General features: G+C 60.7%; 21 protein-coding genes and 1 pseudogene. 9 read left to right on the top strand and 13 right to left on the bottom strand.

Annotated features, from left to right (window positions below; translation table 11 throughout):
* Positions 1-11 precede the first annotated feature (11 nt).
* The 4 genes from PQQ51_RS16470 to PQQ51_RS16485 all read right to left on the bottom strand — a co-directional run bounded on the left by PQQ51_RS16470 (position 12) and on the right by PQQ51_RS16485 (position 2398).
* Positions 12-641 carry a helix-turn-helix domain-containing protein gene (locus PQQ51_RS16470; RefSeq protein WP_408497869.1) on the bottom strand — a complete coding sequence of 210 codons (630 nt, stop codon included), beginning with the start codon at positions 639-641 and terminating at the stop codon, positions 12-14.
* Positions 642-854: 213 nt separating this feature from the next.
* Entirely contained in the window at positions 855-1175 is a 321-nt protein-coding gene (ppnP, locus tag PQQ51_RS16475; RefSeq protein ID WP_408497870.1) for a pyrimidine/purine nucleoside phosphorylase, read from the bottom strand.
* An 82-nt stretch (positions 1176-1257) separates the two neighbouring features.
* On the bottom strand, positions 1258-1971 hold the full coding sequence (locus tag PQQ51_RS16480; RefSeq protein WP_408497872.1) for a hypothetical protein: 714 nt from the start codon (positions 1969-1971) through the stop codon (positions 1258-1260).
* Positions 1972-2047: 76 nt separating this feature from the next.
* Positions 2048-2398, bottom strand: a complete 351-nt coding sequence (locus tag PQQ51_RS16485; protein ID WP_408497873.1) for a MarR family winged helix-turn-helix transcriptional regulator — start codon at positions 2396-2398, stop codon at positions 2048-2050.
* Positions 2399-2543: 145 nt separating this feature from the next.
* On the opposite strand from PQQ51_RS16485, the gene PQQ51_RS16490 reads away from it, so the two are divergent.
* A complete protein-coding gene (locus tag PQQ51_RS16490) occupies positions 2544-3698 on the top strand; it encodes an FAD-dependent oxidoreductase (protein WP_408497874.1) in 1155 nt (384 codons plus the stop codon).
* A 28-nt stretch (positions 3699-3726) separates the two neighbouring features.
* Here the strand turns inward: PQQ51_RS16490 and PQQ51_RS16495 are convergent, their stop codons facing one another.
* The 4 genes from PQQ51_RS16495 to PQQ51_RS16510 all read right to left on the bottom strand — a co-directional run bounded on the left by PQQ51_RS16495 (position 3727) and on the right by PQQ51_RS16510 (position 7012).
* Positions 3727-4089 (bottom strand): cupin domain-containing protein, encoded by a 363-nt coding sequence (locus PQQ51_RS16495; RefSeq protein ID WP_408497875.1) that lies wholly within the window; start codon positions 4087-4089, stop codon positions 3727-3729.
* 128 nt (positions 4090-4217) lie between these two features.
* The gene (locus PQQ51_RS16500; RefSeq protein ID WP_408497876.1) at positions 4218-4520 is read right to left on the bottom strand and encodes a DUF4148 domain-containing protein; all 303 of its coding nucleotides are present in this window, start codon (positions 4518-4520) and stop codon (positions 4218-4220) included.
* A gap of 171 nt (positions 4521-4691) precedes the next feature.
* Positions 4692-5762, bottom strand: a complete 1071-nt coding sequence (locus tag PQQ51_RS16505) for an aldose epimerase family protein (RefSeq protein ID WP_408497877.1) — start codon at positions 5760-5762, stop codon at positions 4692-4694.
* Between the two features lie 32 nt (positions 5763-5794).
* Positions 5795-7012 carry a XylR family transcriptional regulator gene (locus PQQ51_RS16510; RefSeq protein WP_408497878.1) on the bottom strand — a complete coding sequence of 406 codons (1218 nt, stop codon included), beginning with the start codon at positions 7010-7012 and terminating at the stop codon, positions 5795-5797.
* Positions 7013-7284: 272 nt separating this feature from the next.
* Between PQQ51_RS16510 and xylA the strand changes: the two genes are divergently transcribed.
* The 4 genes from xylA (at position 7285) to PQQ51_RS16530 (ending at position 12673) form a co-directional block, all read left to right on the top strand.
* Entirely contained in the window at positions 7285-8607 is a 1323-nt protein-coding gene (gene xylA / locus PQQ51_RS16515) for a xylose isomerase (protein WP_408497879.1), read from the top strand.
* Between the two features lie 193 nt (positions 8608-8800).
* Entirely contained in the window at positions 8801-9829 is a 1029-nt protein-coding gene (gene xylF, locus PQQ51_RS16520) for a D-xylose ABC transporter substrate-binding protein (RefSeq protein WP_408497880.1), read from the top strand.
* 88 nt (positions 9830-9917) lie between these two features.
* On the top strand, positions 9918-11477 hold the full coding sequence (gene xylG / locus PQQ51_RS16525) for a D-xylose ABC transporter ATP-binding protein (RefSeq protein ID WP_408497882.1): 1560 nt from the start codon (positions 9918-9920) through the stop codon (positions 11475-11477).
* Positions 11474-12673 carry a sugar ABC transporter permease gene (locus tag PQQ51_RS16530; RefSeq protein ID WP_408497883.1) on the top strand — a complete coding sequence of 400 codons (1200 nt, stop codon included), beginning with the start codon at positions 11474-11476 and terminating at the stop codon, positions 12671-12673. Before xylG ends, PQQ51_RS16530 begins: the two co-directional genes overlap by 4 nt.
* Positions 12674-12755: 82 nt before the next feature.
* Here the strand turns inward: PQQ51_RS16530 and PQQ51_RS16535 are convergent, their stop codons facing one another.
* Complete coding sequence (locus PQQ51_RS16535; protein WP_408497884.1) at positions 12756-14177, bottom strand: aldehyde dehydrogenase family protein; 1422 nt, start codon at positions 14175-14177, stop codon at positions 12756-12758.
* 103 nt (positions 14178-14280) lie between these two features.
* Here PQQ51_RS16535 and PQQ51_RS16540 point away from each other — a divergent pair, with 103 nt between their 5' ends.
* On the top strand, positions 14281-15174 hold the full coding sequence (locus PQQ51_RS16540) for a LysR family transcriptional regulator (RefSeq protein ID WP_408497885.1): 894 nt from the start codon (positions 14281-14283) through the stop codon (positions 15172-15174).
* 164 nt (positions 15175-15338) lie between these two features.
* Here the strand turns inward: PQQ51_RS16540 and PQQ51_RS16545 are convergent.
* The 4 genes and pseudogenes from PQQ51_RS16545 to PQQ51_RS16560 form a co-directional block, all read right to left on the bottom strand.
* Positions 15339-15605, bottom strand: a pseudogene (locus tag PQQ51_RS16545) (helix-turn-helix domain-containing protein); the annotation flags it as partial.
* Positions 15602-15799: a type II toxin-antitoxin system RelE/ParE family toxin gene (locus tag PQQ51_RS16550; protein ID WP_408498019.1), complete on the bottom strand. Its 198-nt coding sequence runs from the start codon at positions 15797-15799 to the stop codon at positions 15602-15604. The pseudogene PQQ51_RS16545 and the gene PQQ51_RS16550, both read right to left, overlap by 4 nt.
* Positions 15800-16423: 624 nt before the next feature.
* Positions 16424-18043 (bottom strand): FAD-dependent oxidoreductase, encoded by a 1620-nt coding sequence (locus PQQ51_RS16555; RefSeq protein ID WP_408497886.1) that lies wholly within the window; start codon positions 18041-18043, stop codon positions 16424-16426.
* Positions 18043-19560: a polyamine aminopropyltransferase gene (locus PQQ51_RS16560; protein WP_408497887.1), complete on the bottom strand. Its 1518-nt coding sequence runs from the start codon at positions 19558-19560 to the stop codon at positions 18043-18045. Before PQQ51_RS16560 ends, PQQ51_RS16555 begins: the two co-directional genes overlap by 1 nt.
* Before the next feature lie 127 nt (positions 19561-19687).
* On the opposite strand from PQQ51_RS16560, the gene PQQ51_RS16565 reads away from it, so the two are divergent.
* The 3 genes from PQQ51_RS16565 (at position 19688) to PQQ51_RS16575 (ending at position 22711) form a co-directional block, all read left to right on the top strand.
* Positions 19688-20074, top strand: coding sequence for a DUF350 domain-containing protein (locus PQQ51_RS16565; RefSeq protein ID WP_408497888.1), 387 nt, complete (start codon positions 19688-19690; stop codon positions 20072-20074).
* Between the two features lie 63 nt (positions 20075-20137).
* Positions 20138-21148, top strand: coding sequence for an SPFH domain-containing protein (locus PQQ51_RS16570; protein ID WP_408497889.1), 1011 nt, complete (start codon positions 20138-20140; stop codon positions 21146-21148).
* A gap of 9 nt (positions 21149-21157) precedes the next feature.
* Positions 21158-22711 carry a DUF4178 domain-containing protein gene (locus tag PQQ51_RS16575; RefSeq protein WP_408497890.1) on the top strand — a complete coding sequence of 518 codons (1554 nt, stop codon included), beginning with the start codon at positions 21158-21160 and terminating at the stop codon, positions 22709-22711.
* The last annotated feature ends 1 nt before the right edge of the window (position 22712 follow it).

Raw genomic sequence — 22712 nt, forward strand, 5'->3', positions numbered from 1 at the left:
TTGCGTTGGCGTTATTTCTTCGGCGTATCGGGCTGCGTGACTTGCGCGAGGTCGACGCTGGTTGCCATCCACAGTACTTCGGCGTCTTCCTCGCTGGTCGATACTGCGGCGTGGCCTGTGCGGCTGTCGAAATAGAGGCTGTCGCCGGCATTCAGATGCGTGGGCGCGTATAGCTCGGAATACAGACACACGCTGCCGCTGATCACGTACAGGAATTCTTCGCCTTCGTGGCGACCCCAGTCGTCGAAAGCGTCTAGCGTGTGCGCCGAGATGCGAATGCGAAACGGCAGCATCGTTTTGTGCGCCAGATCGGTCGCGAGTAATTCCATCTGGTAGCCGCGATACGCGTGGCGTTGACCTTCGTTTTTGCGGGTCAACGCGCGGCGGCCGCTGGCGCTCACTTTCGGTGTCGAGCCGAACAGCTCGCCGATTTCGATCTTCAGTCCAAGGACGATTTTCTGCAGAACATCGAATGTGGGGGACATCAGGCCGTTTTCCACCTTCGAGAGCGTGGAGCGCGACACGCCGCATAGACGGCTGGCCGTTTCGAGCGTCAGATCCTGCGCCTGGCGCGCGGCGCGCACACGGCGGCCGAGGTCGGTGGTGGACGGATCGGCGGGTTTGGTGAGATGGGTGTCCATGGGGTTTGCTGCTTCAAATGCACGCCATTTTCAGGCGATCGGTGTTTCCGATAATAACATTTGAGCGTGGAGGGCCTTGCGGGCGATCTGGCAGGACATGCTCGCAGCGCCTTGGCCTGCCTTTCGCATAGGAAACGCCACGCGGTTGCAACCGGTTTTTGATCGGCGAACGGCTGCGCGACGGCAACCGTATCCGTTACCCGCTCAACGAAGCTACAGGTAGCTGCAAACGTAGTCGAGCGTTTCGACCACGTCGATATCGAAGCGGCTCTTGCCGGGCACCGAGAACGATTCGCCCGCGCTATACGTCTTCCATTCGTCGGTGCCGTCGAGGCGAATGCGGCATTGGCCGGCTTGCACTTCCATCAGTTCCGGTGCGTCGGTGCCGAAATTGAGCGTGCCGGGCAGGATCACGCCGAGAGTTTTGCGCGTGCCGTCGGCGAACAGAACGGTGTGCGATACGCACTTGCCGTCGAAGTAGACGTTGGCTCGTTTGACAACTGAAACCTGATCGAATTGCGTTGTGGCCGTCATGGCGGTCTTCCTCTAGATCATCGTGAATGAATGCATTGGCGACACGTTGCGCCAGTCCGCCATCATACAGGCGGCGCGGCCGTCAGCCGGCCTCTCGCCAACGGCCGGAATCCGGGCACAAGATTGCCGGTGCGCCGTTCACCCAAAGTTGCTCTTCATCCACTGGCAACGCAGCCGAAGCAATCACGTCGAACGCGATCTCGAGAGCGCTGGCAACGCGTTGATCTTCGATCGGAAGCTCCCAGGTCAGGAAGATCTGAACGAAGTCCTGGTTGTCGGGAAACTGCGTCGCATCGAACCCGCCGCTGTCGCGCCGAATGACGCCATGAGGCTGGCCAGTATCGAAGATCACCGCCGTTCCGCGCTTTAGCGGAATGCGACGATCGATGGACGGGAAGTGCAGATCCAGGCCTCGGTCTTCGCTCAGGAAGAGATTGCAGAAGGCCGCGTTGCCATACTGCGCGCCGTCGTGGTGATATCTCGCGCCGCGACAGGCCATCAGCGCTACATCGGCGCCGGCAAGCACGCCGGGTAGTCCGAGCGCGCTTGCCCAGTCGGACATTGCCTGCACGCAGCGGCCGTAGTCCGGCCAGCGCATTCTGGCTCGCGCCAGAGGCATTGTTTCGACGTCGCCAGGTTCCAGCACCATGCGCGACGCTATTTCCCTGCCCCAATCGGCAAGCAGACGCGCCGGCGGTTCGGGTATATCGACCGTGTCCGACAGCACGATGTCGCTCACGCGCCGACTGCGTAGAGTGTCGCCGCTCCAGAAACAGGAGGTCAGGGTGTCGGACATTCGATGCGGGTGGTCGGGAGATGTGCGGCCATTGTAGCGATGTAGCGCTCAAAGGCCCGAAATCGAATCGCCCGGCTCAATCGGATTCCAGGTTCGCGTTCACACGCAACAGCAAGGAACCTAGCTGCTCTTTCTCTTCGGCGCTGAAGCCTGCCAACGCGCGCCGGCTTGCTGCATCCATGACCGCTTTGCCGGCGGACAATTGCTCGCTGGCGGCCGGGGTCAATGAAATCAGACGGCTACGCCGGTCGCTCGGATCGGCGACGCGTTCGACCAGGCCGTCGCGTTCCATCCGGTTCAGCAACTGCGCCATGCTGGATTGCTCGACTTCCGACAGACGAGCCAATTCCGCTTGAGAGAGCGCGCCTGCTTTTCTCAATGTCACGAGCACGGGTATCTGGCTTATCGCAAAGCCCAGTTCGCGCAACGGCGCCTCGACGACCCGAGCGAATAGACGATTCGTGCGGCCGATGAGTCGCAGAGGGTTCTGCAAGTCTTTCTCGTTCATGTTGACTTGAATAGGTGCCTATGTTTATATATAGGTACCTATTATATATGAAGACTCGTAATCCATGACCAGAATCCCTCGTATTGCCATAGTCGGCGGCGGCCCCGCGGGTCTCACACTCGCCCGCATTCTGCATGTTTCAGGTATTCAAGCCGCGGTCTTCGAGCGTGACGCGGATCCGGACGAACGTCCGCAAGGTGGCACGCTCGATCTTCACGAAGGTTCCGGACTGCTTGCCATGGAGCGCGCGGGATTGACGGCGGAAATCACGGCGGTGGCCCGTTACGACGATCAGGGCACGCGTCTATTGAACAAAGCTGGCGAGCTGCTATTCGAGGACCTCGATGAAGACGGCAACCGTCCCGAAGTCGATCGCACGGAGTTACGGGCGGTGCTGTTGGCCTCGTTGCCGGACGGTGCGGTGCGTTGGGGTTGCACGGTGCGCGAAGCGTTTGAGACGAGCGACGGCGCCTGGCATCTTCGCTTCGACCATGGGGTGGAGGGTCCCTTCGATCTGGTCGTCGGCGCGGACGGTACCTGGTCGCGCATCCGGCCGTTACTCTCGCCGTATGCGCCGCAATACAGCGGACTCACTTTCGTCGAGTTCGGATTAGACGACGTCGACCGCCGGCATTCCGCATTGGCGAAGCTGGTCGGTCACGGCAAGATGTCGGTCGAAGCCGATGGTAAGGCGATCATTGCTCAACGCAACGGCAACGCGCACATTCGTGGTTATGCGATCTTCCGCGTTCCGACCGACTGGGTCGAAAAACGCTTCGACCTGAGTACACCCAGCGCAATACGTGAGGCGCTCAAACGGCAATTCCACGGTTTCGCAAAAGATTTTATCGATCTGATTGGCGCGAGCAACGATCATTTCGCGGTGCGGCCGATTTACGCGTTGCCTGTGGGGCATTGCTGGACTCATCGCCGAGGCCTCACGTTACTCGGTGACGCCGCGCACGTCATGTCGCCGTTCGGTGGCGACGGTGTGAACAATGCGATGCTGGATGCAGCCGAATTAGCCCGGTTGCTGGTCGAGCGCGAACGTTGGACCGAGGCGGTAAGCGAATTCGAAACGCTGATGTTCGCGCGTACGGTCGAATCCGCTCATGGTGCAGCGGAAGCGGCGGCAACGCAGCTATCGCACGATGGCGAAGCGTTGGCCCTTGAAATGTTTCGATCGCACCTGGCCGAGGCTTCCAGATCGGAGTATTGAGAAGCGCGCGGAATGTGCCGGCAGAGTTCTAAGCTTTGAATTCTGCTGAAACGAAGATCTTCCGGCACGGCTCCAGTACTTCCCATGTGCCTTTGAATCCTGCGGGAATCAGAAAGCGATCCCCGGCGCGCACGGTCTTCGCCGTGCCGTGTGCGTCGCGAATCACCGACACACCTTCGAGAATCTCGCAGTACTCGTTCTCGGTGAAATTGACCGCCCATTCACCACGCGCACCTTCCCAGATACCGGCGGCTAATTGCCCGCACGGACTCGCAAAATGCGTGTGGACGATCTGCGCCGGATCGCCGGCCAGAACGGCCTCGGCCTTCGGCATGTACTCGACGGTTTCTTTGGCGGGTTGCGCAAAATCTACGATGTTCTGAATGCTCATAATGTCTTGAATGCGAAGACTACAAAAGTGTCGCAGCAGGATATATGAGCCATTATTTTCGGCAAAGGATTTTCTGACACGGCGCGTTCTCCATCGCGCCGTGCGTGCGAAGCAGGAACAACGCGCGACTACTGATTCGCGGCAGGCGCATTCGCGCCGGTTTGCGACGAGCCGTTTGCCGAAGAACCGTAGCCGGTGGAGTCGTTTTGCGCGGTTGCGCTGTTGCGCGCGGCGACGCGAGCTTCGGCGGCCTGAATATCGGCGGGGTAGGTGGAGTCGGTGGCGACCGCGGGGTTGTAGCCTACCGCTTCGAGCTGACGCAATTGATCTTTAACCTCGGCACGCGTGAGCGGTTGCTCCGATTGCGCGAACGACGCAACGGGAGCAGCGAGAACGACGGCGAGCGCCAATGCCTGAATGACTGATTTCATGACGATTCCTCCGGGAATATTTTGTAAGGCGCCGATATCTAATCGGCCGCCAGTGCACTGATTCTAGGAAGTGGATCATCCAGGGGAAACCCCTAACGTCGGAATTCAGTCTTGTGGAAAACAGTAAGTCGGAATTGTAAGGACACCTGCGCTCACGTCTGATAAATCGACTCAAACCCCGCTGCGTACGCCGATCCGGTATTGCGTGATCTGCCGGTAAGCGCCGCCGGCTCGCACGATGACCGGGTCCGGATCAGCCATATTCACCTCGTTGGGAAAGCCACCCGCTTCGAGACATAAGCCCGCATGCGCCTGATACGTGATGCCATTACGACCCGTGTCGCCTTTCAGAAAGTTGCCGCTATAGAACTGTAAGCCGCGTTGATCGGTGGAGACGGTGAGTTCACGTCCGCTGCCGGGGTCGTACGCGCATGCGACGCGACGCAGCGCCGAGCCGTCGCCGGCCGTTTCGCGCAACATGTAGCAATGGTCGAAACCGCCGGCCGTTGCCAGTTGCGCATGCGGCCAGTCGAGCCGCGCGCCGATCGGCGCGCTCTGGCGAAAGTCGAACGCATTGCCCGCGACCTCCGCGAGATTGCATGGAATCATTGCCGCGTCGACTTCGAAGAAGCGGTCTGCGTCGATGGAAAGCACGTGGCCGCGAATGTCCGTGCCTGCTTGCCCAGTGAGATTGAAGTACGGATGGCTCGTCAGATTGAGCGGTGTCGTGGCGTCGGTAATCGCTTCGTAGTCGATCGTCAGCGTGCCGTCGTCGTCGAGCGTGTAGCGCACTTGCGTGGTCACGTTGCCGGGAAAACCGGCGTCGCCTTCGGGCGATTCCAGCCGCATGACGAGTGCGCCGTTGTCTTCGCTCGCATCCCACAGCGCGCGATGAAAGCCCACCGTGCCGCCGTGCAGCAGATTTTTCCCTTCGTTGCGGTCGAGCGTGTAGTCGATGCCGTCGAGTGTAAAGCGCGCATCGGCAATGCGATTCGCCCAGCGTCCGACCAGCGCGCCCATGTAGGTTGTGGCCGCAACATATTCGGCGGGCGTGTCGTGGCCGAGCAGAACGTCGCCGAGACGTCCGGCGCGGTCCGGTGCGTGCCACGACACGAGCGTCGCGCCGAGGTCGCTGATGGCGACTTTCATGCCGTGCGCATTGCGCAGCATGAAGAGCCGGACGGGGTCTCCACCGGGCAGCTTGCCCCATGGTTCGGAAGAAAGCGGTGCGATGCTGATCATGTCGTGGGTGGAGAAAAAGAATAAAGACGTGCTTAATCCGGCGTGGCCGTCGAATTCGCGCGTTCCTGATATTCGCGTGGCGTGCAGCCGAGTTCACGGCGAAACACCGCGTACATGTATTGCAGCGACGTGAAGCCGCAACGGATCGCGACTTCGGCACTCGACGCGTCGCGCTTCGCCAGCAGTGCTTTGGCGACATCGAGTTTGTGGCGCAGGATTTCCTGATGAACAGTACATTGCCGTTCGCGTCTGAAGTACTCTTCGAGCGACGAGCGCGACACGCCCACATAATCGGCGACCTGCTCGGTGCGAATACCCTGGCAAGCGTATTGGCGGATGAAGTGCCGCGCACGCATCACATAGGGACTCGCAAGCGGTTGATGGCGGGTCGATTCAAGCACATTGATGCCGACTGGCGGCACGAGAATGCGCCGCCCTGGAAACCGCGCGCCGTGCAGCATCTGGTGCAACAGGTGCGCCGCGGTACGGCCCATTTCTTCGGTGCCCTGAATCACCGAGGAAAGCGGAATACGAGTCAGCGTGCGTGTGAGTGGATCGTTGTCGATGCCGATGATCGCGACTTCTTCCGGTACGGGAATACCCGCGATCAGACAGGCTTGCAGCAAATGCCGCGCGCGAGCGTCCGTTACCGCGATGATCCCCACCGGCTTCGGCAATTGACGCAACCATGCAGTGAGCTGTTCGGTTGCCTGATTCCACGACGGCGCGCTGGTCGACAGTCCGCGATAAATCTCGCTGCCGATTTCCTCTGCGCTGCGACCGTCCGCTTCGCGTAAATGGGTGAACGCAAGTTCGCGTTGTTGCGCCCAGCGATTCTCCTGCGCTTGCGGAAGACTGTACAACGCGAAATGCTCAAGCCCTGCGCCGATCAGATGCGTGTAGGCGAGCGAGACGAGCTTCGCGTTATCGGTTGCGATATAGGGTAAATCCGGAGGATAGTGCGCCGGATCTTCAAACGACGAACCCACGGCCACCACCGGCAATGAACAATCGCGCAACGCTTCGCCTACTGCGGGGTCGTCGAAATCCGCGATGATGCCGTCGCCGTCGAAACGCTCGATGCCCGTCAGCCGGCAGCGGAAATCTTCTTCGAGGAAAAGATCCCATGCCACACGTGTCGACAGCAGATAGTTGCCGATCCCGGTGATGATCTCGCGGTCGTACACCTTGTTCGCATTGAACAGCAACGCGATCCGGTGGGGCGTTTGTGGTGATTGCGGGCGGGTCATGGGTGTGGGCAGCGGGCGGATCGTGCTGACTCGTGCCGCTTTCGTCTCCGGTTGGTGCGCATCTGACTCGGCGCCGTTTTTTAAGCGTCCGGTTATTCTAGGCCGCGATTCTCGCGGCGGTGTTAAACAAATGGGCGGGCGGTAAGAAACATCAAGCACGCTGCGCAATTTCGCAATTGCCGATGCATGCGGCAAGCGGCAGCATGGCGTCACCTTGTCGAACGGTGCGGCGCTATCGCACGGTTGCAATGCAACATAAACAGGAGACGCTGATGTCCTACTTCGAACACATTCCCGAGATCCGCTATGAAGGCCCGCAATCGGATAACCCGCTTGCGTATCGCCATTACGATAAAAGCAGGCGCGTACTCGGCAAGACACTCGAAGAACATCTGCGTATCGCGGTCTGCTATTGGCATACCTTCGTGTGGCCCGGCGTGGATATCTTCGGGCAAGGGACATTCCGGCGTCCCTGGCAACAAGCCGGCGACGCAATGGAGCGGGCGCAACAAAAAGCCGATGCCGCGTTCGAGTTTTTCACCAAGCTCGGCACACCGTACTACACGTTCCACGATACCGATGTCGCGCCGGAAGGTACGAACCTGAAGGAGTACAGCGAGAACTTCACGCGTATCGCGGACTACCTCGCGCGCAAGCAGCAGGATACGGGCATCAAACTGCTGTGGGGCACGGCCAATCTGTTTTCGCATCCGCGTTATGCGGCGGGCGCGGCGACCAGTCCCGATCCGGACGTGTTCGCGTTTGCCGCCACGCAGGTCCGTCATGCGCTCGATGCGACGCATCGGCTTGGCGGTGAGAACTATGTATTGTGGGGCGGCCGCGAAGGTTATGACACACTGCTCAATACCGACCTCGTGCGTGAACGCGATCAGCTCGCGCGCTTTCTGCATATGGTGGTCGACCATGCGCACAAGATCGGCTTCAAGGGCGCTTTGCTGATCGAGCCGAAACCGCAGGAGCCGACCAAGCATCAATACGATTACGATGTCGCGAGCGTGCACGGGTTTCTGCTGCAATACGGACTGGAGAAGGAGATTCGCGTCAACATCGAGGCCAATCACGCGACGCTCGCCGGTCACTCGTTTCATCACGAGATCGCCACTGCCTATGCGCTGGGTATTTTCGGCAGTGTCGATGCAAATCGCGGCGATCCGCAAAACGGCTGGGATACCGACCAGTTTCCGAATAGCGTCGAAGAACTGACGTTGGCCTTTTATGAAATTCTCAAGCATGGCGGCTTGACGACGGGCGGCATGAACTTCGATTCGAAAGTGCGGCGCCAAAGCGTCGATCCGGAAGATCTGTTTTACGGCCACATCGGCGCGATCGACAACCTCGCGCTTGCGGTCGAGCGTGCGGCGGTGCTGATCGAGAACGACCGTCTCGAACAATTCAAACGCCAGCGCTATGCCGGCTGGGATGCGGAGCTTGGCCGCAAGATTCTCGCGGGAGATTACTCGCTGTCGACGCTCGCATCGGACGCGATTGCGCGCGGTGTCAATCCGCAGCATGCAAGCGGCCAGCAGGAGCGGATGGAAAACATCGTCAATCAGGCGATATACAGCGGACGCTGAGAAGCGTGCGCGAATTGCAGCGGAACCAAGGAAGCAAATAAGCAGCAAAAATAAGCAGCATTAAAAAGAATCGCGCGGCCACGCTGACCGCGCGAACATAAAAGAAGCTTTGGGTTGTCGCTTGTCCGGTCATGCGGCTCGCAGCGCAGACCGTCCAATCCGGTATTCCGGCTATCAGAAGAAGGAGAGAGACATGAAGTTCGCAACTCGCCGTACCGTTTTGAGCTCGCTCGTATGCGCAGCGGTGCTCGCCAGTCTGTCGCTTGTCGCGCCGCTCGCGCATGCAAGCAAGGATCATCCTGAAATCGGCTTCTGCATCGACGATCTGCGTGTCGAACGGTGGTCGCGCGATCGCGACTATTTCGTCGCTGCGGCGGAAAAGCTCGGCGCGAAAGTGTCGGTGCAATCTGCCGATGCTAGCGAAGAACGCCAGATCTCGCAGATAGAAAATCTGATCTCGCGGGGTGTCGATGTGATCGTCATTGTGCCGTTCAATTCGAAGACGCTCGGCAATGTGGTGGCCGAAGCGAAGAAGGCCGGCATCAAGGTGGTGTCGTATGACCGCCTGATTCTCGACGCCGACGTGGACGCGTATATCTCGTTCGATAATGAAAAGGTCGGCGAATTGCAGGCGCAAGGTGTTTTCAATGCGCAACCGAAGGGTAACTACTTCCTGCTCGGTGGCGCGCCGACCGACAACAACGCCAAGATGCTGCGTGAAGGCCAGCTCAAGATACTCAAGCCCGCGATCGACAAAGGCGACATCAAGGTAGTCGGGCAACAGTGGGTGCCGGAGTGGAGTGCATCGACCGCGCTACGCATCGTCGAGGATGCGCTGACCGCGAACAACAACAAGATCGACGCCATCGTCGCGTCGAACGATGGCACCGCCGGCGGTGCGATTCAGGCGCTCGCAGCGCAGCATATGGCGGGCAAGGTGCCGGTTTCGGGTCAGGACGCGGACCTCGCCGCGGTGAAGCGCGTGATCGCCGGCACGCAGACCATGACCGTGTACAAGCCGCTGAAGCTGATCGCAAGCGAAGCGGCGAAACTGTCGGTGGCGCTTGCGAAGGGCGATAAGCCGGCCTATAACGCGCAGTACGACAACGGCAGAAAGAAAGTCGACACGGTGCTCCTGCAACCGACGCTGCTCACGAAGAGCAATGTCGATGTGGTCGTCAAGGACGGCTTCTACACCCAGGCCCAGCTCGCGAGCCAATGAGCGTAACGTGCGCGCGGTTCCAGCCGATGCATCCAGCGCAGACTGGACATACGGCTGGAATCGCGCGCCTTGCAGCGAGGCATAGCGCATGACGCAATCCTTACTGACGATGCGCGGCATCGTCAAAGCGTTTTCCGGCGTGAAAGCGCTCGACGGCATCGACCTCACCGTCGCGCCGGGCGAGTGCGTCGGCTTGTGCGGCGAGAACGGCGCAGGCAAATCGACGCTGATGAAAGTGTTGTCCGGTGTCTATCCGTACGGCACGTGGGACGGCGAGATCACGTGGGAAGGCGAACCGCTCAAAGCCGCAACCGTGCGCGATACCGAGCGCGCCGGCATCATCATCATTCACCAGGAGTTGATGCTGGTGCCGGAGTTGTCGGTAGCGGAGAACATCTTTCTCGGTAACGAGATCACGCTGCCAGGCGGGCGGATGAACTACGCCGCGATGTATCAGCGCGCCGACGAGTTGCTGCGCGAACTCGGCATTGGCGGAATCAATGCCGCGCAGCCGGTGATGAACTACGGCGGCGGCCATCAGCAATTGATCGAGATCGCGAAGGCGCTGAACAAGCGCGCAAAGCTGCTGATTCTGGATGAACCGTCGTCGTCGCTGACTGCGTCCGAGATACGGATTCTGCTCGATATCGTGCGCGACCTGAAGCGCCGCGGCGTGGCATGCGTGTACATCTCGCACAAGCTCGATGAAGTAGAAGCTGTTTGCGACACGATCAGCGTGATTCGCGACGGCCGTCATGTCGCGACGGAACCGATGCGCTCGCTCACCACGGACCGCATCATTTCGCTGATGGTCGGCCGCGAGATCAAGAATCTGTTTCCGCGCGTACCGCATCCGATCGGCGACGTGATTTTCGAGGCGCGTCATGTGACCTGTTTCGACGTGACGAATCCACGCCGCAAGCGGGTCGACAACGTCTCCTTTTCGCTGCGACGAGGCGAAATTCTCGGCGTTGCCGGTCTGGTCGGCGCGGGGCGTACCGAACTGATGCAGGCGATTTTCGGCGCGTATCCGGGCGTGAGCGAAGCGACCGTGGTGATGGAAGGCAAGCCGCTGAAAATCCGCGCGCCCGTCGACGCGATCCATGCGGGCATCGGCATGGTGCCGGAAGATCGCAAGCGCCACGGCATCGTGCCGGGGTTGAGCGTCGGTCACAACATCACGCTTGCCGTGTTGCAGCGTTTTGCGTCGGGTGGCCGTATCGATTCCGCGGCGGAACTCGACACGATCCACACGGAAATGAAGCGGCTTTCGGTGCGCGCCGCGCATCCGATGCTCTCGATTGCGAGCCTGTCCGGCGGCAATCAGCAAAAGGCCGTGCTGACACGCATGTTGTTGACCCACCCGAAAGTACTGATCCTCGATGAACCCACACGCGGCGTCGACGTCGGTGCGAAATTCGAAATCTACAAGCTGATTTTCCAACTGGCACAGCGCGGCATGTCGATCGTGATGGTGTCGTCCGAATTGCCTGAAGTACTTGGCATCAGCGATCGCGTGCTGGTGATCGGCGAAGGCGAATTGCGCGGCGATTTCGTCAACGACGGTCTGACGCAGGAAGATATTCTCAGCGCTGCGATCCGCGCCGTGCCGCGCTCCCCGAACCCAACCGCAGCGAGTGCCGCATGACTCCCGACGTCACCACACAACCGGCAGAAGGCGCTTCGACGCGCGGCGCATTCGGCGGTCCGCAGCGTATCCAGCAACTGTTCGCGCGCTACAAGATTCTCGCGCTGCTGATCGCCGTGGCCGCGATCTGGATTTTCTTTTCCGTGCTCACGCATGGCGCGTTTGTTACGCCGCGCAATCTGTCGAATCTGCTGCGGCAGATGTCGATTACCGGGATGCTCGCGTGCGGGATGGTGTTCGTGATCATCGCCGGCGAGATCGATCTTTCTGTCGGCTCGCTGCTCGGCCTGCTCGGCGGCGTGGCGGCGATACTCGACGTCAACCGGCATTGGCCTATCGGCGTCACCGTTCCAGTGGTGATGCTGCTCGGCGTGCTGGTCGGCATGTTCAACGGCTGGTGGTCGACCTATCGCCGTGTGCCGTCGTTCATTGTCGGTTTGGGCGGCATGCTCGCGTATCGCGGCATTCTGCTCGGCGTGACCGGAGGCTCCACGATTGCGCCGGTGTCGGATGGTTTCGTGTTCGTCGGGCAAGGCTATCTGCCGCGTGTCGCTGGCGACACGCTCGCGGTGGTGCTGTTTCTGGTGCTGGCGTTTCTGACGCTGCGGCAGCGGCGCAATCGTGAGCGCTACCAGTTGCCGGTGGTGCCCGTCTGGCAGGATGTCGCGAAGGTGATCGGCGCCGGTGTGATTCTCGCGGCGTTCGTCACGACGCTCGACCGCTACGGCGGCATTCCGGTACCGGTGTTGTTGCTGCTGGCATTGCTCGGCATCTTCACGTGGATCGCGACGCAGACCGTGTTCGGCCGCCGCATTTATGCGGTGGGCTCGAATCTCGAAGCGACCCGGCTCTCGGGCGTGAACACCAATCGCGTGAAGCTTGCGATCTTCGCGCTGATGGGCTTGATGTGCGCGTTCGGCGGGATCGTCAATACCGCGCGGCTGGCGGCGGGTTCGCCGTCGGCGGGCTCGATGGGCGAACTCGATGCGATCGCCGCGTGCTTTATCGGCGGCACGTCGATGCGCGGCGGCTCCGGCACGGTGTACGGCGCGTTGATCGGCGCGCTGGTGATGGCGAGCCTCGATAACGGCATGTCGATGCTCGACGTCGACGCGTACTGGCAGATGATCGTGAAGGGCAGCATTCTCGTGCTCGCCGTCTGGATCGACGTGGTGTCGGGTTCGAACCGGCGTTGAAGCACTTGTACGATGGCGCGGCGTTCATATGAGCGTCGACGCCATCGTTCGGATCCGATGACGATGAGAACAACGACGTGCGTCAATTCACGCCGAGCAGCGACTTCGGTTCCATGAATGCTTCCAGTCCGAACGTTCCATGTTCCCGTCCGATTCCTGACTGCTTGAAGCCGCCGAATGGCGCAGCGGGTTCGTGCGCGAGCGTATTCACGAGCACACGTCCGGCGTCGATACGCGCAGCGACAGAGCGGGCGCGTGCGGCATCGGCGGATACCACGTACGCTTGTAGCCCGTAGCTTGTGTCGTTGGCAATGGCGAGCGCCTCTTCAGTATCGCGATACGCGATGATCGACAACACCGGTCCGAAGATTTCCTCGCGCGCAATCGTCATGTCGTTGCGGACATCGCTGAAAACCGTGGGCTTCACAAACCAGCCGCGCTGCGCATTGTCCGGACGCCCTTCGCCGCCCGCGATCAGACGAGCGCCTTCGTCGATGCCGATACGTATGTAGCGCTGCACGCGCTCCCACTGCTTTCGGCTGACCATCGGGCCGATCTGCGTGAGCGGATCGCGCGGATCGCCCGCAGGCATGCGCACGATTTCGTCGCGCACACGGTCCTCGAATTCGGCGACGCGGCTTTGCGGCACCAGGATGCGTGTGCCCGCAATGCACGCCTGGCCGCTGTTCATGAAGCCAGCCTGCAGCGCGAGCGGAACGGCCTCGGCGAAATCGGCGTCGTCGAGTATGAGCATCGGCGATTTGCCGCCCAACTCCAGCGTCACACGCTTCAAGGTTTCAGCGCCGGTACGCAGGATCGTCTTGCCGACCGCGGTCGATCCAGTGAAAGAAATTTTCGCCACATCCGGATGCGCGCTGATTTCCGCGCCGACCGTTTCGCCGCGACCCGTGACGATATTGAACACCCCGGCGGGCAAACCGGCTTCGTGCAATGCCTCGGTGACGATCCGCGTTTGAATCGCGCTCATCTCGCTCGGCTTGATCACGGCCGTGCAACCGGCCGCGATGGCCGCGGCCAGTTTGCCGCAGATGAAGCCGCCGTTGCTGTTCCAGGGCGTGATCAAGCCGGCGACGCCGAGTGCTTGCATAACGACTTCGGCGGTGCCGGCGCGGCGTGTGAAATCATAGGCGCGCAGAACTTTGGCGGCTTCGGCGATCGTGCCGGCCGCGTACTTTGCCATCCAGCGCGCACGGGAAGTCGGCGCGCCGTATTCGTCGACGATGGCTTCGAACAACTCGTCCTCGCGCGCCGCGACCGCGTCGTGCATGCGTTCGAGCAGCGCGATTCGCTCTTCCTTGCTGGTGAGCGAAAACGATGCGAACGCGCGCCTGGCCGCGGCAATCGCGCGGCGCGCGTCTTCCGCATCGGCTAGCCGGACTTTGCCGATCACTGCTTCAGTCGCCGGATTGAAAAGCTCGAACCATTCTTCGCCGTGTGGCGTGACGAATGCGCCGTCGATATAGATCTTGTCGATGTGTTCCATGATTGCTCCTACACGTGAATTCGGGATCACGTCGAAGATAGGCTCAAGCGATTGAACTGACTAGCCATATAATCAAGGATGATTCGTTGAGCAGGATGGAATAATGAAAACGCCCGGTTTGAGCGAGCTGGAAGGTGTTCTGGCGGTGGCGCGCCATCGCAGCTTTCGTGCGGCGGCGACGGAGTTGGGCGTGTCGACGTCGGCACTCAGTCATGCGGTGGCCGCGCTCGAGGCACGTATCGGTGTGCGGCTTTTCAATCGCACGACGCGCAGTGTGTCGTTATCGGAGGCCGGCACGCAATTCGTCGATAGCGTCGCGCCCGCGTTGTCGACCATTCGTGTGGCCATCGAGCAGGCCGGCAGCTATCGCGATACGCCTGCGGGCACGCTGCGCATCAATGCGTCGACCGGTGCGGCGCGCCAGGTCATGCCTGTTCTGCTCGCGTATCTGCGCCGCTATCCGGAGATGAAACTCGACCTCGTCACGGAGGGGCGCATGATCGATATCGTGGAAGAGGGGTTCGACGCCGGCATCCGGCTGGCCGAAAGCTTGCCGCAGGAGATGATCGCCGTGCCGTTCAATCGGCCGCAGCGTTTTGCGGTAGTTGGGAGCCCGGCTTATTTCGCTAAAAATCCGAAACCGCGCGTGCCTGACGATTTGAAGGCGCACCGTTGTATACGGCTGCGCATGCCGAGCGGGCGCATCTACCATTGGGAGTTCGAGCGTCGCGGCGAAGCGATCAGTGTGGACGTGCAAGGTATTTTGACGCTCGATGAACCGTTGCTGGTGATGGAAGCTGCGCGCGAAGGATTTGGGCTCGCGTATATGACGGAATGGAACGTGGCGGCCGATCTGAAGGCAGGCACGCTGCGGCGCGTGCTGGCGGACTGGACGCCTTCGTTCGACGGCTTGTGTCTTTATTACCCGGGGCGCCGACATGTGCCGGCGGGGCTGAGGGGGTTGATTGAGATGATTCGGGAGCAGGGGGGCGCCTAGCGGGAATAGCTCGCTGCGGTACCGCGTTCCTTGCTGGGCCTCGTGGATGCCTTGGTTGCGGGCTTGCGTGTGGACGTTTTTTTCGGAGTCGCAGTCGCAGGCTTCTTGCCCGCAGCCGTTTTGGCGCTGGTGGTGCTGACGCCGCGTTTTGCCGGCGCGGCAGACACCTGCATCTCGACACGCATCCCTGAGGCGACCGCCATGTTGACGAGAGCGTCGAGCGCAAACAGATTGATCTTTCCGCGCATGAGGTCAGATATACGCGGCTGGGTCACGCAAAAAAACCTGGCGGCTTCTGCCTGACTCATTCCGCTTCGCGTGATCTGGTCTTTGATCGCCATCATCAAAACGGACCGAAGCTTCATGTTTTGGGCCTGTTCGGGGGTGTCTTCAATAGCGTCCGAGACGCTCGAAAAAGTTTGATTGCTCATGCCTTGACCCCTTTCAATTCGCGGTAACGCGCGCTGGCGAGTTCCAGATCTGCGTTGCTGGTTTTCTGAGTTTTCTTCTGAAAGCAGTGAAGCACATAAACGGCGTCTTCAAATTTCGCAAGATAGACAATCCGGAATGCGCCGTTTATGTCGCGAATTCGGGGATTATACAAAAATTTGTATGTGTGAAAAATCGGCGTAGCCGGGGAGTCGCGATTGTCATTTTCGAGATGTGTTCGCGGCAATCAGGTACCGATTCCACTTGATCTTTGTCAAGAAACGACGTCGTTGACCGAGATGCGCTTGAGGGGCGCGCGCAAATGCCGTTCCGGCCCAACGTGCGGTTTCGCGCGGGTTACGCAGTGTGTGCGATCGATTGCGGGAGGCGGACGGCTCTCAAGCTGAACTGATGTGTCGTCCGGAAAAAAGGAATCGCGTCTGATGAGTCTAGGTTTGTGGGGGCGATATGAGCGTGACGCTAGTATTGACGCCGCGTTGACTGATTTTGTGTACGGCGACTGCACCCGCCGAAGCAGGGGCGCGATTCGTCAAGCGGCCACTTGGCGGTGGCCCGCGCGGAACTCAAAGTGCGCTAAGCCTCCCCCTCAATTCGCCAACATCTCCACCACCGCGACCACCACCGTAAACACGCCGATACACCCGCCGAGCGTGGCGGCACTTTTCATGAATTGCGACATACGTGACCCCGTAACGTGTAGTTGAGGCTCGTATTTAACCCGAAGTGAAAGCTAAAAGAAAGCTTGTCAATAATAGTGATTTACCCGGACGCGCCTCGAGGCAAGCCGACCCACCATTCGTCAGACCAACGCCCGATGCGCCGCGAGCACGCCCCAATACGACGCTTCCTCGAACAACGACATCCCCGACAGATCGGCATGTGCAAACAGGATCGGACCATCCGCGTCGCGTAGGGCGAGCAGACCGGGGCGGCTCAGGAAGCCCACATCGGGCGTCGCCATCGCATGACCGCGCACGGTGATCTCCAGCGCGGCCGCGTGGCGCCACAATTCGCGGCCGTAAGCCGGCACCAGATCGACCGCGGCCTGGGCCCGCAACTCCTCGGGACGTGCGGCGGCGAGCCAGCGGCGAGTCTCGTCGGGTGCCTGAAGATTCAACGCCTGATACGCCGAAAACACCGAGCGCTGCGGTGGCGACAAGCGGATCAATTGGTGTGTCGACACGACATAGCCAAGTCCGTCGCCGCGATACACGACGTTGTCCCACGCGAGCGGCACGCCTTGCGCTTCGCGCGGCATGCCGTCCATCAGAAAGTTGGATACCAGCCACGGCGCGCGCGGCGGCAGATCGCGTGCCGCGTCAAAACCATATGTATGCAATTGCGGCATCACATGTTGGGCGACGAAAAGCGGCATCGCGCACACCACGCGACGCGCCTTCAGCACGAACGTCGTAGGCACGTCGTTACTGTCGATGCGCACGCAAAGCGCTTCAACGCCGCCCCCTTTTTCCTCCACGTGCGCCGCAAAGCCCGGCAGCGACCATGCAGACCCACCCACTCGCTTCGCAATCGACGAGTTCAGTTTCGCAACCATGCTATGCAGGCCATCCGGCCACGTTAGCACCGCGCCGTCTTCCGCGTTTCGCGCATGTCCGCCGCGCGCCGAAAAGTAATGCAGACCTGCCCATGCCGACACACGTTCGTAACCCGCGCCAAAATCGTCGCGGCACGCATAGTTCAGATACCAGTGCAGCGAAGGCGCGGTATAGCCTTCTTCGAGCAGCCATTGGCGGAACGAACGTTTGTCCAGCGCGCGCCACCGCGCATCCTGCGACGACTGCGCGAGCGGAATGCAGAACACCTTGCGGCGGTCGCTGCCGACGGCCGTGCGCAACGCGTCGGTATATGCAAAAAAGCGCTGCTGCTGCGCGAGTTCCGTTTGACTCACGCCGATGGTCGGCACGAGCCCGTCCTGCCACTGTCCGTCGATCAACAGGCGCTCGTCGGGAGCGTGCACCAGAACACGTTCGTCGAATACCGGTCGGGCCGTAAACGGATCGGCTTCGATCACACCGAGGTCAGCGAGCATATCGCGCAAATGGGTCGATTCCATCGAAGGCAAAGGCAGATAATGCGCGCCCTTCGGATAGCCGAGATCGCCATACCGGCCGCCTGCGGCATTGCCGCCGAACTCGGGTCCTGCCAGCACGACGAAATCCTTGTGGCCGGCGCGCGCGAGTTGCCACGCGCACGACAAACCCGCGGCGCCCGCGCCGAGAATCGCGATGTCGGTTTCGATCGTGCCCGACGGCGGCGGCAAGCTGCGATGGTCGCGCAGCGCATGGCCCTCGCGCATGCCGGGACTGTCGATCACCGGTGTCGTCTCGATCCAGCCGTTGCGGCCGCAACCGGAAAGCGCGGCCGCGGCGCCTGCGAACAGAAAAGTGCGGCGGTCCATCAGCGCAGCACGTGCTTCCAGTCGTCGTCGAACAGGCGGACGAGCGGCTGGTCGTTCAACTGATTGGGCGCCATCGGCAAGGCCGGCATATCGGCGGGAAAGTGGAACATGTCGACAGCCGTTTGCGCGTCGAGCCAGCGCGTGGGTACCGAATAATGCGTGGGGATCGTGTAGTCGCGACGTTTGCTCGCGATCACGAACCCCCAGTCGCCGAACGAAGGCACGTAGCAGTGATACGGCCACGTGTTGAGGCCGGCTTCACGCAACGTATCGACGATCGTCCAGTACGCGTGCGGCGCGAAATACGGCGACGTCGACTGAATCACCGCATAGCCGTTTTCGGACAAATGTCGCGCGAGCATCCGGTACACCGGCACCGAATACAAGCGGCCGAGTCCAAAGTTGGTGGGATCGGGAAAATCCACCACGATGGCGTCGAATACTTCGGCATTCGATTCGAGCCAGCGTACGGCGTCGTCGTTGATCACATGAACGCGTGGGTCTTTGAGCGAACCACGGTTCAGTTTGACGAGCGGCGCGGAGGTCGAAAACAGCCGCGTCATCGCCGGATCGAGATCGACCAGCGTCACGCTTTCGATGTTGCGATGTTTGAGAATCTCGCGCACCGCGAGGCCGTCGCCGCCGCCGAGCACCAGCACGTGTTTTGCCCACGGCAGCGCTTCGAGTGTCGGATGAATCAGCGCTTCGTGATAACGATGTTCGTCGCGCGACGAGAATTGCAGGTTGCCGTTCAGGTACAGACGCATGTCGTCGTGCCATTGCGTGAGCACGATGCGCTGATATGGCGTGGTTTCGGAGAAAATCGTCTCGTCGCCGTAAAGCCCGTGTTCGGCCCAATGCGTGAGGCGCTCGGACAGCACGAAACCGGCGCCGAGCAAACTGATCACGAGCGCGGCGCGCGCCAGTTTCGCGGGGACGTTGCTAATTTCGCCACGGAACGTATGCGTGGTCCACAACGCAACGAGCGCGTTCAGGATGCCGAACAGAAACCCGGTGCGCAGCAAACCGAGACGTGGCGCCAGCACGAGCGGGAACAGCAGCGAGACGGCGAGCGAGCCGAGATAATCGAAGCTCAGCACGTCGCTGACGGTATGGCGAAACGCCTGCCGGCGCTGCTGGAATGCGCGCATCACGAGCGGAATCTCCATCCCGATCAATGCGCCGAGCACCAGCACCATCGCATAGAGCGCCGCGCGAAACGGCGCCGAGAGCCACGCGAACACGCCGAACAGCAGCGCCGCAGACAAACCGCCGAGCAAACCCACCAGCAATTCGATATCGACGAAGCGGTCGAGCACGTCGTCATCGTCGACGAATTTGGCGAGCCACGAGCCCACGCCCATCGCAAACAGATAACAGCCGATCACCGAAGAAAATTGCAGCACCGAGTCGCCCAGCAAGTAACTTGATAACGTGCTGCTGATCAGTTCATAACCCAGTCCGCATGAGGCGAGTACCAGTACGGACAGAATCAGCGTGCGATTATGTTTATTCATCGTGCTGGGCACCCCGGTCCGATCTGGATATACTGGCGGCGATTTCCGCGAACCGTAGCCCGGTGTGGCCGCCATAGTCGCGGCGGGGAAAAACGGCATGCGCGGCATGCAAAATCCGGGGGAATAAATGGGTGACGCCTTTTCTTATGGGATTCATTTACTGTCGGCTTTTGCGCTGATCCTCGGATTCGCGGCAGTTTACCTCAAGGTCACGCCTTTCGACGAACTGGCTCTGATACGCGAAGGCAATGTCGCGGCACTCCTTTCCTTTGCCGGCGCACTGGTCGGTTTCTGCCTGACGCTGGCCTCGAGCATCGCCCATAACTCCACGCTGTGGCTGGTGCTGATCTGGGCAATCGGCGCAATGGTCGTGCAGGTCGTCACGTATGCATTGTTGACGCGGATCCTGCCCGGTATGAACCATGCGATCGAAACACGTAATACCGCAATGGGCGGTTTGATGGGCACCGCTTCGCTGGTGGTCGGCATTATCAATGCGGCCTGTCTGACCTGATTGCCGTCTAACAAAGTTGAAATCGTTGCCTGATAGGCGAGCGCCTCGCGCGAGGAGTGCACAATGAGTTTCGTTTCGTTTATTCGCAAGCAATTCGTCGACGTTCTCCAGTGGACGGAAGAGCGTGACGGCATACTGGCGTGGCGTTATCCGATGCAAGACCAGGAAATCCAGTACGGCGGCCAATTGACCGTGCGCGAATCGCAAATGGCGCTATTCATCAACGAGGGGCGGATCGCCGACGTATTCGGTCCCGGCCTTTACACGTTGACCACCCGCACACTGCCGGTGCTGACCAGCTTGCGCAATTGGGACAAGCTGTTCCAGTCGCCTTTCAAATCCGACGTGTACTTCTTCAGTACGCGTTTGCAGCTCGGCCGCCGTTGGGGCACGCCGCAGCCCGTCACCATTCGCGATAGCGAATTCGGGCTCGTGCAGGTTCGCGCTTTCGGCATCTATTCGTATCGCGTGGTCGACGTGCCCGCGTTTCATCGTGAGATCAGCGGCACGCGCGAAATCTACACGGTCGACGATCTCGAGCAGCAATTGCGCAATCTGGTGGTGACCGCGATGAGCGTCGCGTTCGGATCGGCAGACGTCGCTTTCGTCGATATGGCCGCGAACCAGGAGTTGTTGTCGCAGCGCATCGGCCATGCGCTCGCGCCGGTCTTTGCGCGTTACGGTGTCGCGCTCGATTCGTTCACTGTGCAAAGCGTGTCGCTGCCCGACGCGTTGCAAAAAGCGCTCGACGCGCGCATTAGCGTCGGGGTGAGCGGTGACCTGAACAAGTTCGCGCAGTATCAAGCGGCGCAATCGATTCCATTGGCTGCGCAGAACGAAAGCGGGATCGCCGGCGTGGGCGCGGGTATCGCGGCGGGCGCGGCGATCGGCAAGAGCATGATCGATGCGCTCAATCAGCCTGCGCAAGCACATGCGGAAACGCCGGCTTCTACAGCGTCGAACGATTACGTCGAGCGTTTGCAGCAACTCAAGACGCTACTGGACAAAGGCCTCGTCACCGAAGACGACTACGCGAAGGCGAAAGCCGAGATCCTCGCCAGGCTGACGAAATAAGCGCACTCGATGTTCAGTACTTCGTGTCCCCAGTGCGGCGCGCCGCTCGAATTCCGCTCCGCCGCGGCGGTGATAGCGGTTTGCGAGTCGTGCCGCAGCACCTTGCTCAAGCGCGGCGAGGCGGTCGAACGGATCGGCGAAATGGCTTCGGTATTCGAAGACTATTCGCCGTTGCAACTCGGCGCTACCGGTCATCACGAGAACGGCTCGTTCACGCTGCTCGGGCGCATTCAGTTGCGTTACGACGTGGGCTACTGGACCGAGTGGTACGCTGAGTTCGACGACGGCGCATTTGCCTGGCTCTCCGATGCGTCGGGACAATACGCAATCACCACGCAAAAGGAACTCGAAGCGCAGGATAGCGCGCTCCCGCGGTTCGATTCGCTGAGTCCCGGCGTGCCCTTCGATTTTCGCGGCAAGCGCTATCTCGCCGCGGATATTCGCATCGCGCAATGCGTGGGTGGCGAGGGCGAACTGCCGTTTCGCTTAGGCGACGGCTGGCAGGCGCGCGTCGCCGATTTCCGCTACGAAGACCGGTTCATCACACTCGACTATTCCGACGCGGATTCGCCAGACGGCAAACCAGTGGTGTATGAAGGCGAGTCGGTGGAACTGGCGGCGCTGGCTTGCCAGGGGCTGCGCGACGAAGCGCAGATTCGCGAGTCCGCCGGTCGTTATCGCGGCGAGCTTGCGGCGTTTACGTGCCCGAGTTGCGGCGCGTCACTCGATTGTCCGGCTGGTGTCGCGAACTACGTGATTTGCGGATCTTGCCATGCGGGTGTCGATTGCAGCGCGGAACAGGCCACGCTGTTTTCGAAAAGGCGCAGCGTCGAAGCTGTCGAAACCGCATTGCAGCTGAGCGCTAGCGCCACGTTCGACGGTGCGAAATACACGGTGCTCGGTTTGATGCGCTGTCGTACGTCGGACGCGCAATACAGCTGGGACGAATACCTGCTGCACAACCTCGAGCGTGGCTTCCTTTGGCTCGTGCATAGCGCGGGAAGCTGGGAACGCGTCGACGTATTGAACCGCTGGCCGATGATGAGTCGGGAGGGCCACGTGCTCGACGCCGGCAAGACCTACCGTGAGAACGAGCGCTATGACGCGGAAGTGATGTACGTTGCCGGCGCGTTCAACTGGCGCGTGCAGGTCGGCGACAAGACGTCGATTACCGATTTCACGTGGCGTGACTTCAAGATGACGCGCGAAGCCACCGCTGACGAAATCGTCTGGTCGCGGGCGAAGCCGTTGAGCAACAGCAAGGTTGCGGAACGATTCGGCGTGCCGGAGCTGGCAACCGACAACGCGAGCCGTCGTGTGAATGAAACCGCAGGCGCCGCTTCGGATGACAAGTGGTATCTGTCGCGCGGATTTGGTCCGTGGCCGTGGATCGCGACCGGGCTGATGGTTTTCATCAACTTCAACAAGCTGTTCGATTTCGATAGTTCGACGGTATTGGTGATCGTCGGTCTGATCGCTTTGTGGGTGCCCGAGTGGATCTGGCGCTCGTTCCATGGCCAACCCAACACGTCGCGCGACGGCGCGTCGCGCAGCAAGAGGTAAG

Source organism: Paraburkholderia xenovorans (genome assembly GCF_046030735.1).
In the GTDB taxonomy this organism is placed as follows: Bacteria; Pseudomonadota; Gammaproteobacteria; order Burkholderiales; family Burkholderiaceae; genus Paraburkholderia; species Paraburkholderia xenovorans_A.

Bases quoted from the DNA above. Each gene is read 5' to 3' on its own strand.
- PQQ51_RS16470 (WP_408497869.1), bottom strand. From the start codon at position 641: ATGGACACCCATCTCACCAAACCCGCCGATCCGTCCACCACCGACCTC.
- ppnP (WP_408497870.1), bottom strand. From the start codon at position 1,175: ATGACGGCCACAACGCAATTCGATCAGGTTTCAGTTGTCAAACGAGCC.
- PQQ51_RS16480 (WP_408497872.1), bottom strand. From the start codon at position 1,971: ATGTCCGACACCCTGACCTCCTGTTTCTGGAGCGGCGACACTCTACGC.
- PQQ51_RS16490 (WP_408497874.1), top strand. From the start codon at position 2,544: ATGACCAGAATCCCTCGTATTGCCATAGTCGGCGGCGGCCCCGCGGGT.
- PQQ51_RS16495 (WP_408497875.1), bottom strand. From the start codon at position 4,089: ATGAGCATTCAGAACATCGTAGATTTTGCGCAACCCGCCAAAGAAACC.
- PQQ51_RS16500 (WP_408497876.1), bottom strand. From the start codon at position 4,520: ATGAAATCAGTCATTCAGGCATTGGCGCTCGCCGTCGTTCTCGCTGCT.
- PQQ51_RS16505 (WP_408497877.1), bottom strand. From the start codon at position 5,762: ATGATCAGCATCGCACCGCTTTCTTCCGAACCATGGGGCAAGCTGCCC.
- PQQ51_RS16510 (WP_408497878.1), bottom strand. From the start codon at position 7,012: ATGACCCGCCCGCAATCACCACAAACGCCCCACCGGATCGCGTTGCTG.
- xylA (WP_408497879.1), top strand. From the start codon at position 7,285: ATGTCCTACTTCGAACACATTCCCGAGATCCGCTATGAAGGCCCGCAA.
- xylF (WP_408497880.1), top strand. From the start codon at position 8,801: ATGAAGTTCGCAACTCGCCGTACCGTTTTGAGCTCGCTCGTATGCGCA.
- xylG (WP_408497882.1), top strand. From the start codon at position 9,918: ATGACGCAATCCTTACTGACGATGCGCGGCATCGTCAAAGCGTTTTCC.
- PQQ51_RS16530 (WP_408497883.1), top strand. From the start codon at position 11,474: ATGACTCCCGACGTCACCACACAACCGGCAGAAGGCGCTTCGACGCGC.
- PQQ51_RS16535 (WP_408497884.1), bottom strand. From the start codon at position 14,177: ATGGAACACATCGACAAGATCTATATCGACGGCGCATTCGTCACGCCA.
- PQQ51_RS16540 (WP_408497885.1), top strand. From the start codon at position 14,281: ATGAAAACGCCCGGTTTGAGCGAGCTGGAAGGTGTTCTGGCGGTGGCG.
- PQQ51_RS16555 (WP_408497886.1), bottom strand. From the start codon at position 18,043: ATGGACCGCCGCACTTTTCTGTTCGCAGGCGCCGCGGCCGCGCTTTCC.
- PQQ51_RS16560 (WP_408497887.1), bottom strand. From the start codon at position 19,560: ATGAATAAACATAATCGCACGCTGATTCTGTCCGTACTGGTACTCGCC.
- PQQ51_RS16565 (WP_408497888.1), top strand. From the start codon at position 19,688: ATGGGTGACGCCTTTTCTTATGGGATTCATTTACTGTCGGCTTTTGCG.
- PQQ51_RS16570 (WP_408497889.1), top strand. From the start codon at position 20,138: ATGAGTTTCGTTTCGTTTATTCGCAAGCAATTCGTCGACGTTCTCCAG.
- PQQ51_RS16575 (WP_408497890.1), top strand. From the start codon at position 21,158: ATGTTCAGTACTTCGTGTCCCCAGTGCGGCGCGCCGCTCGAATTCCGC.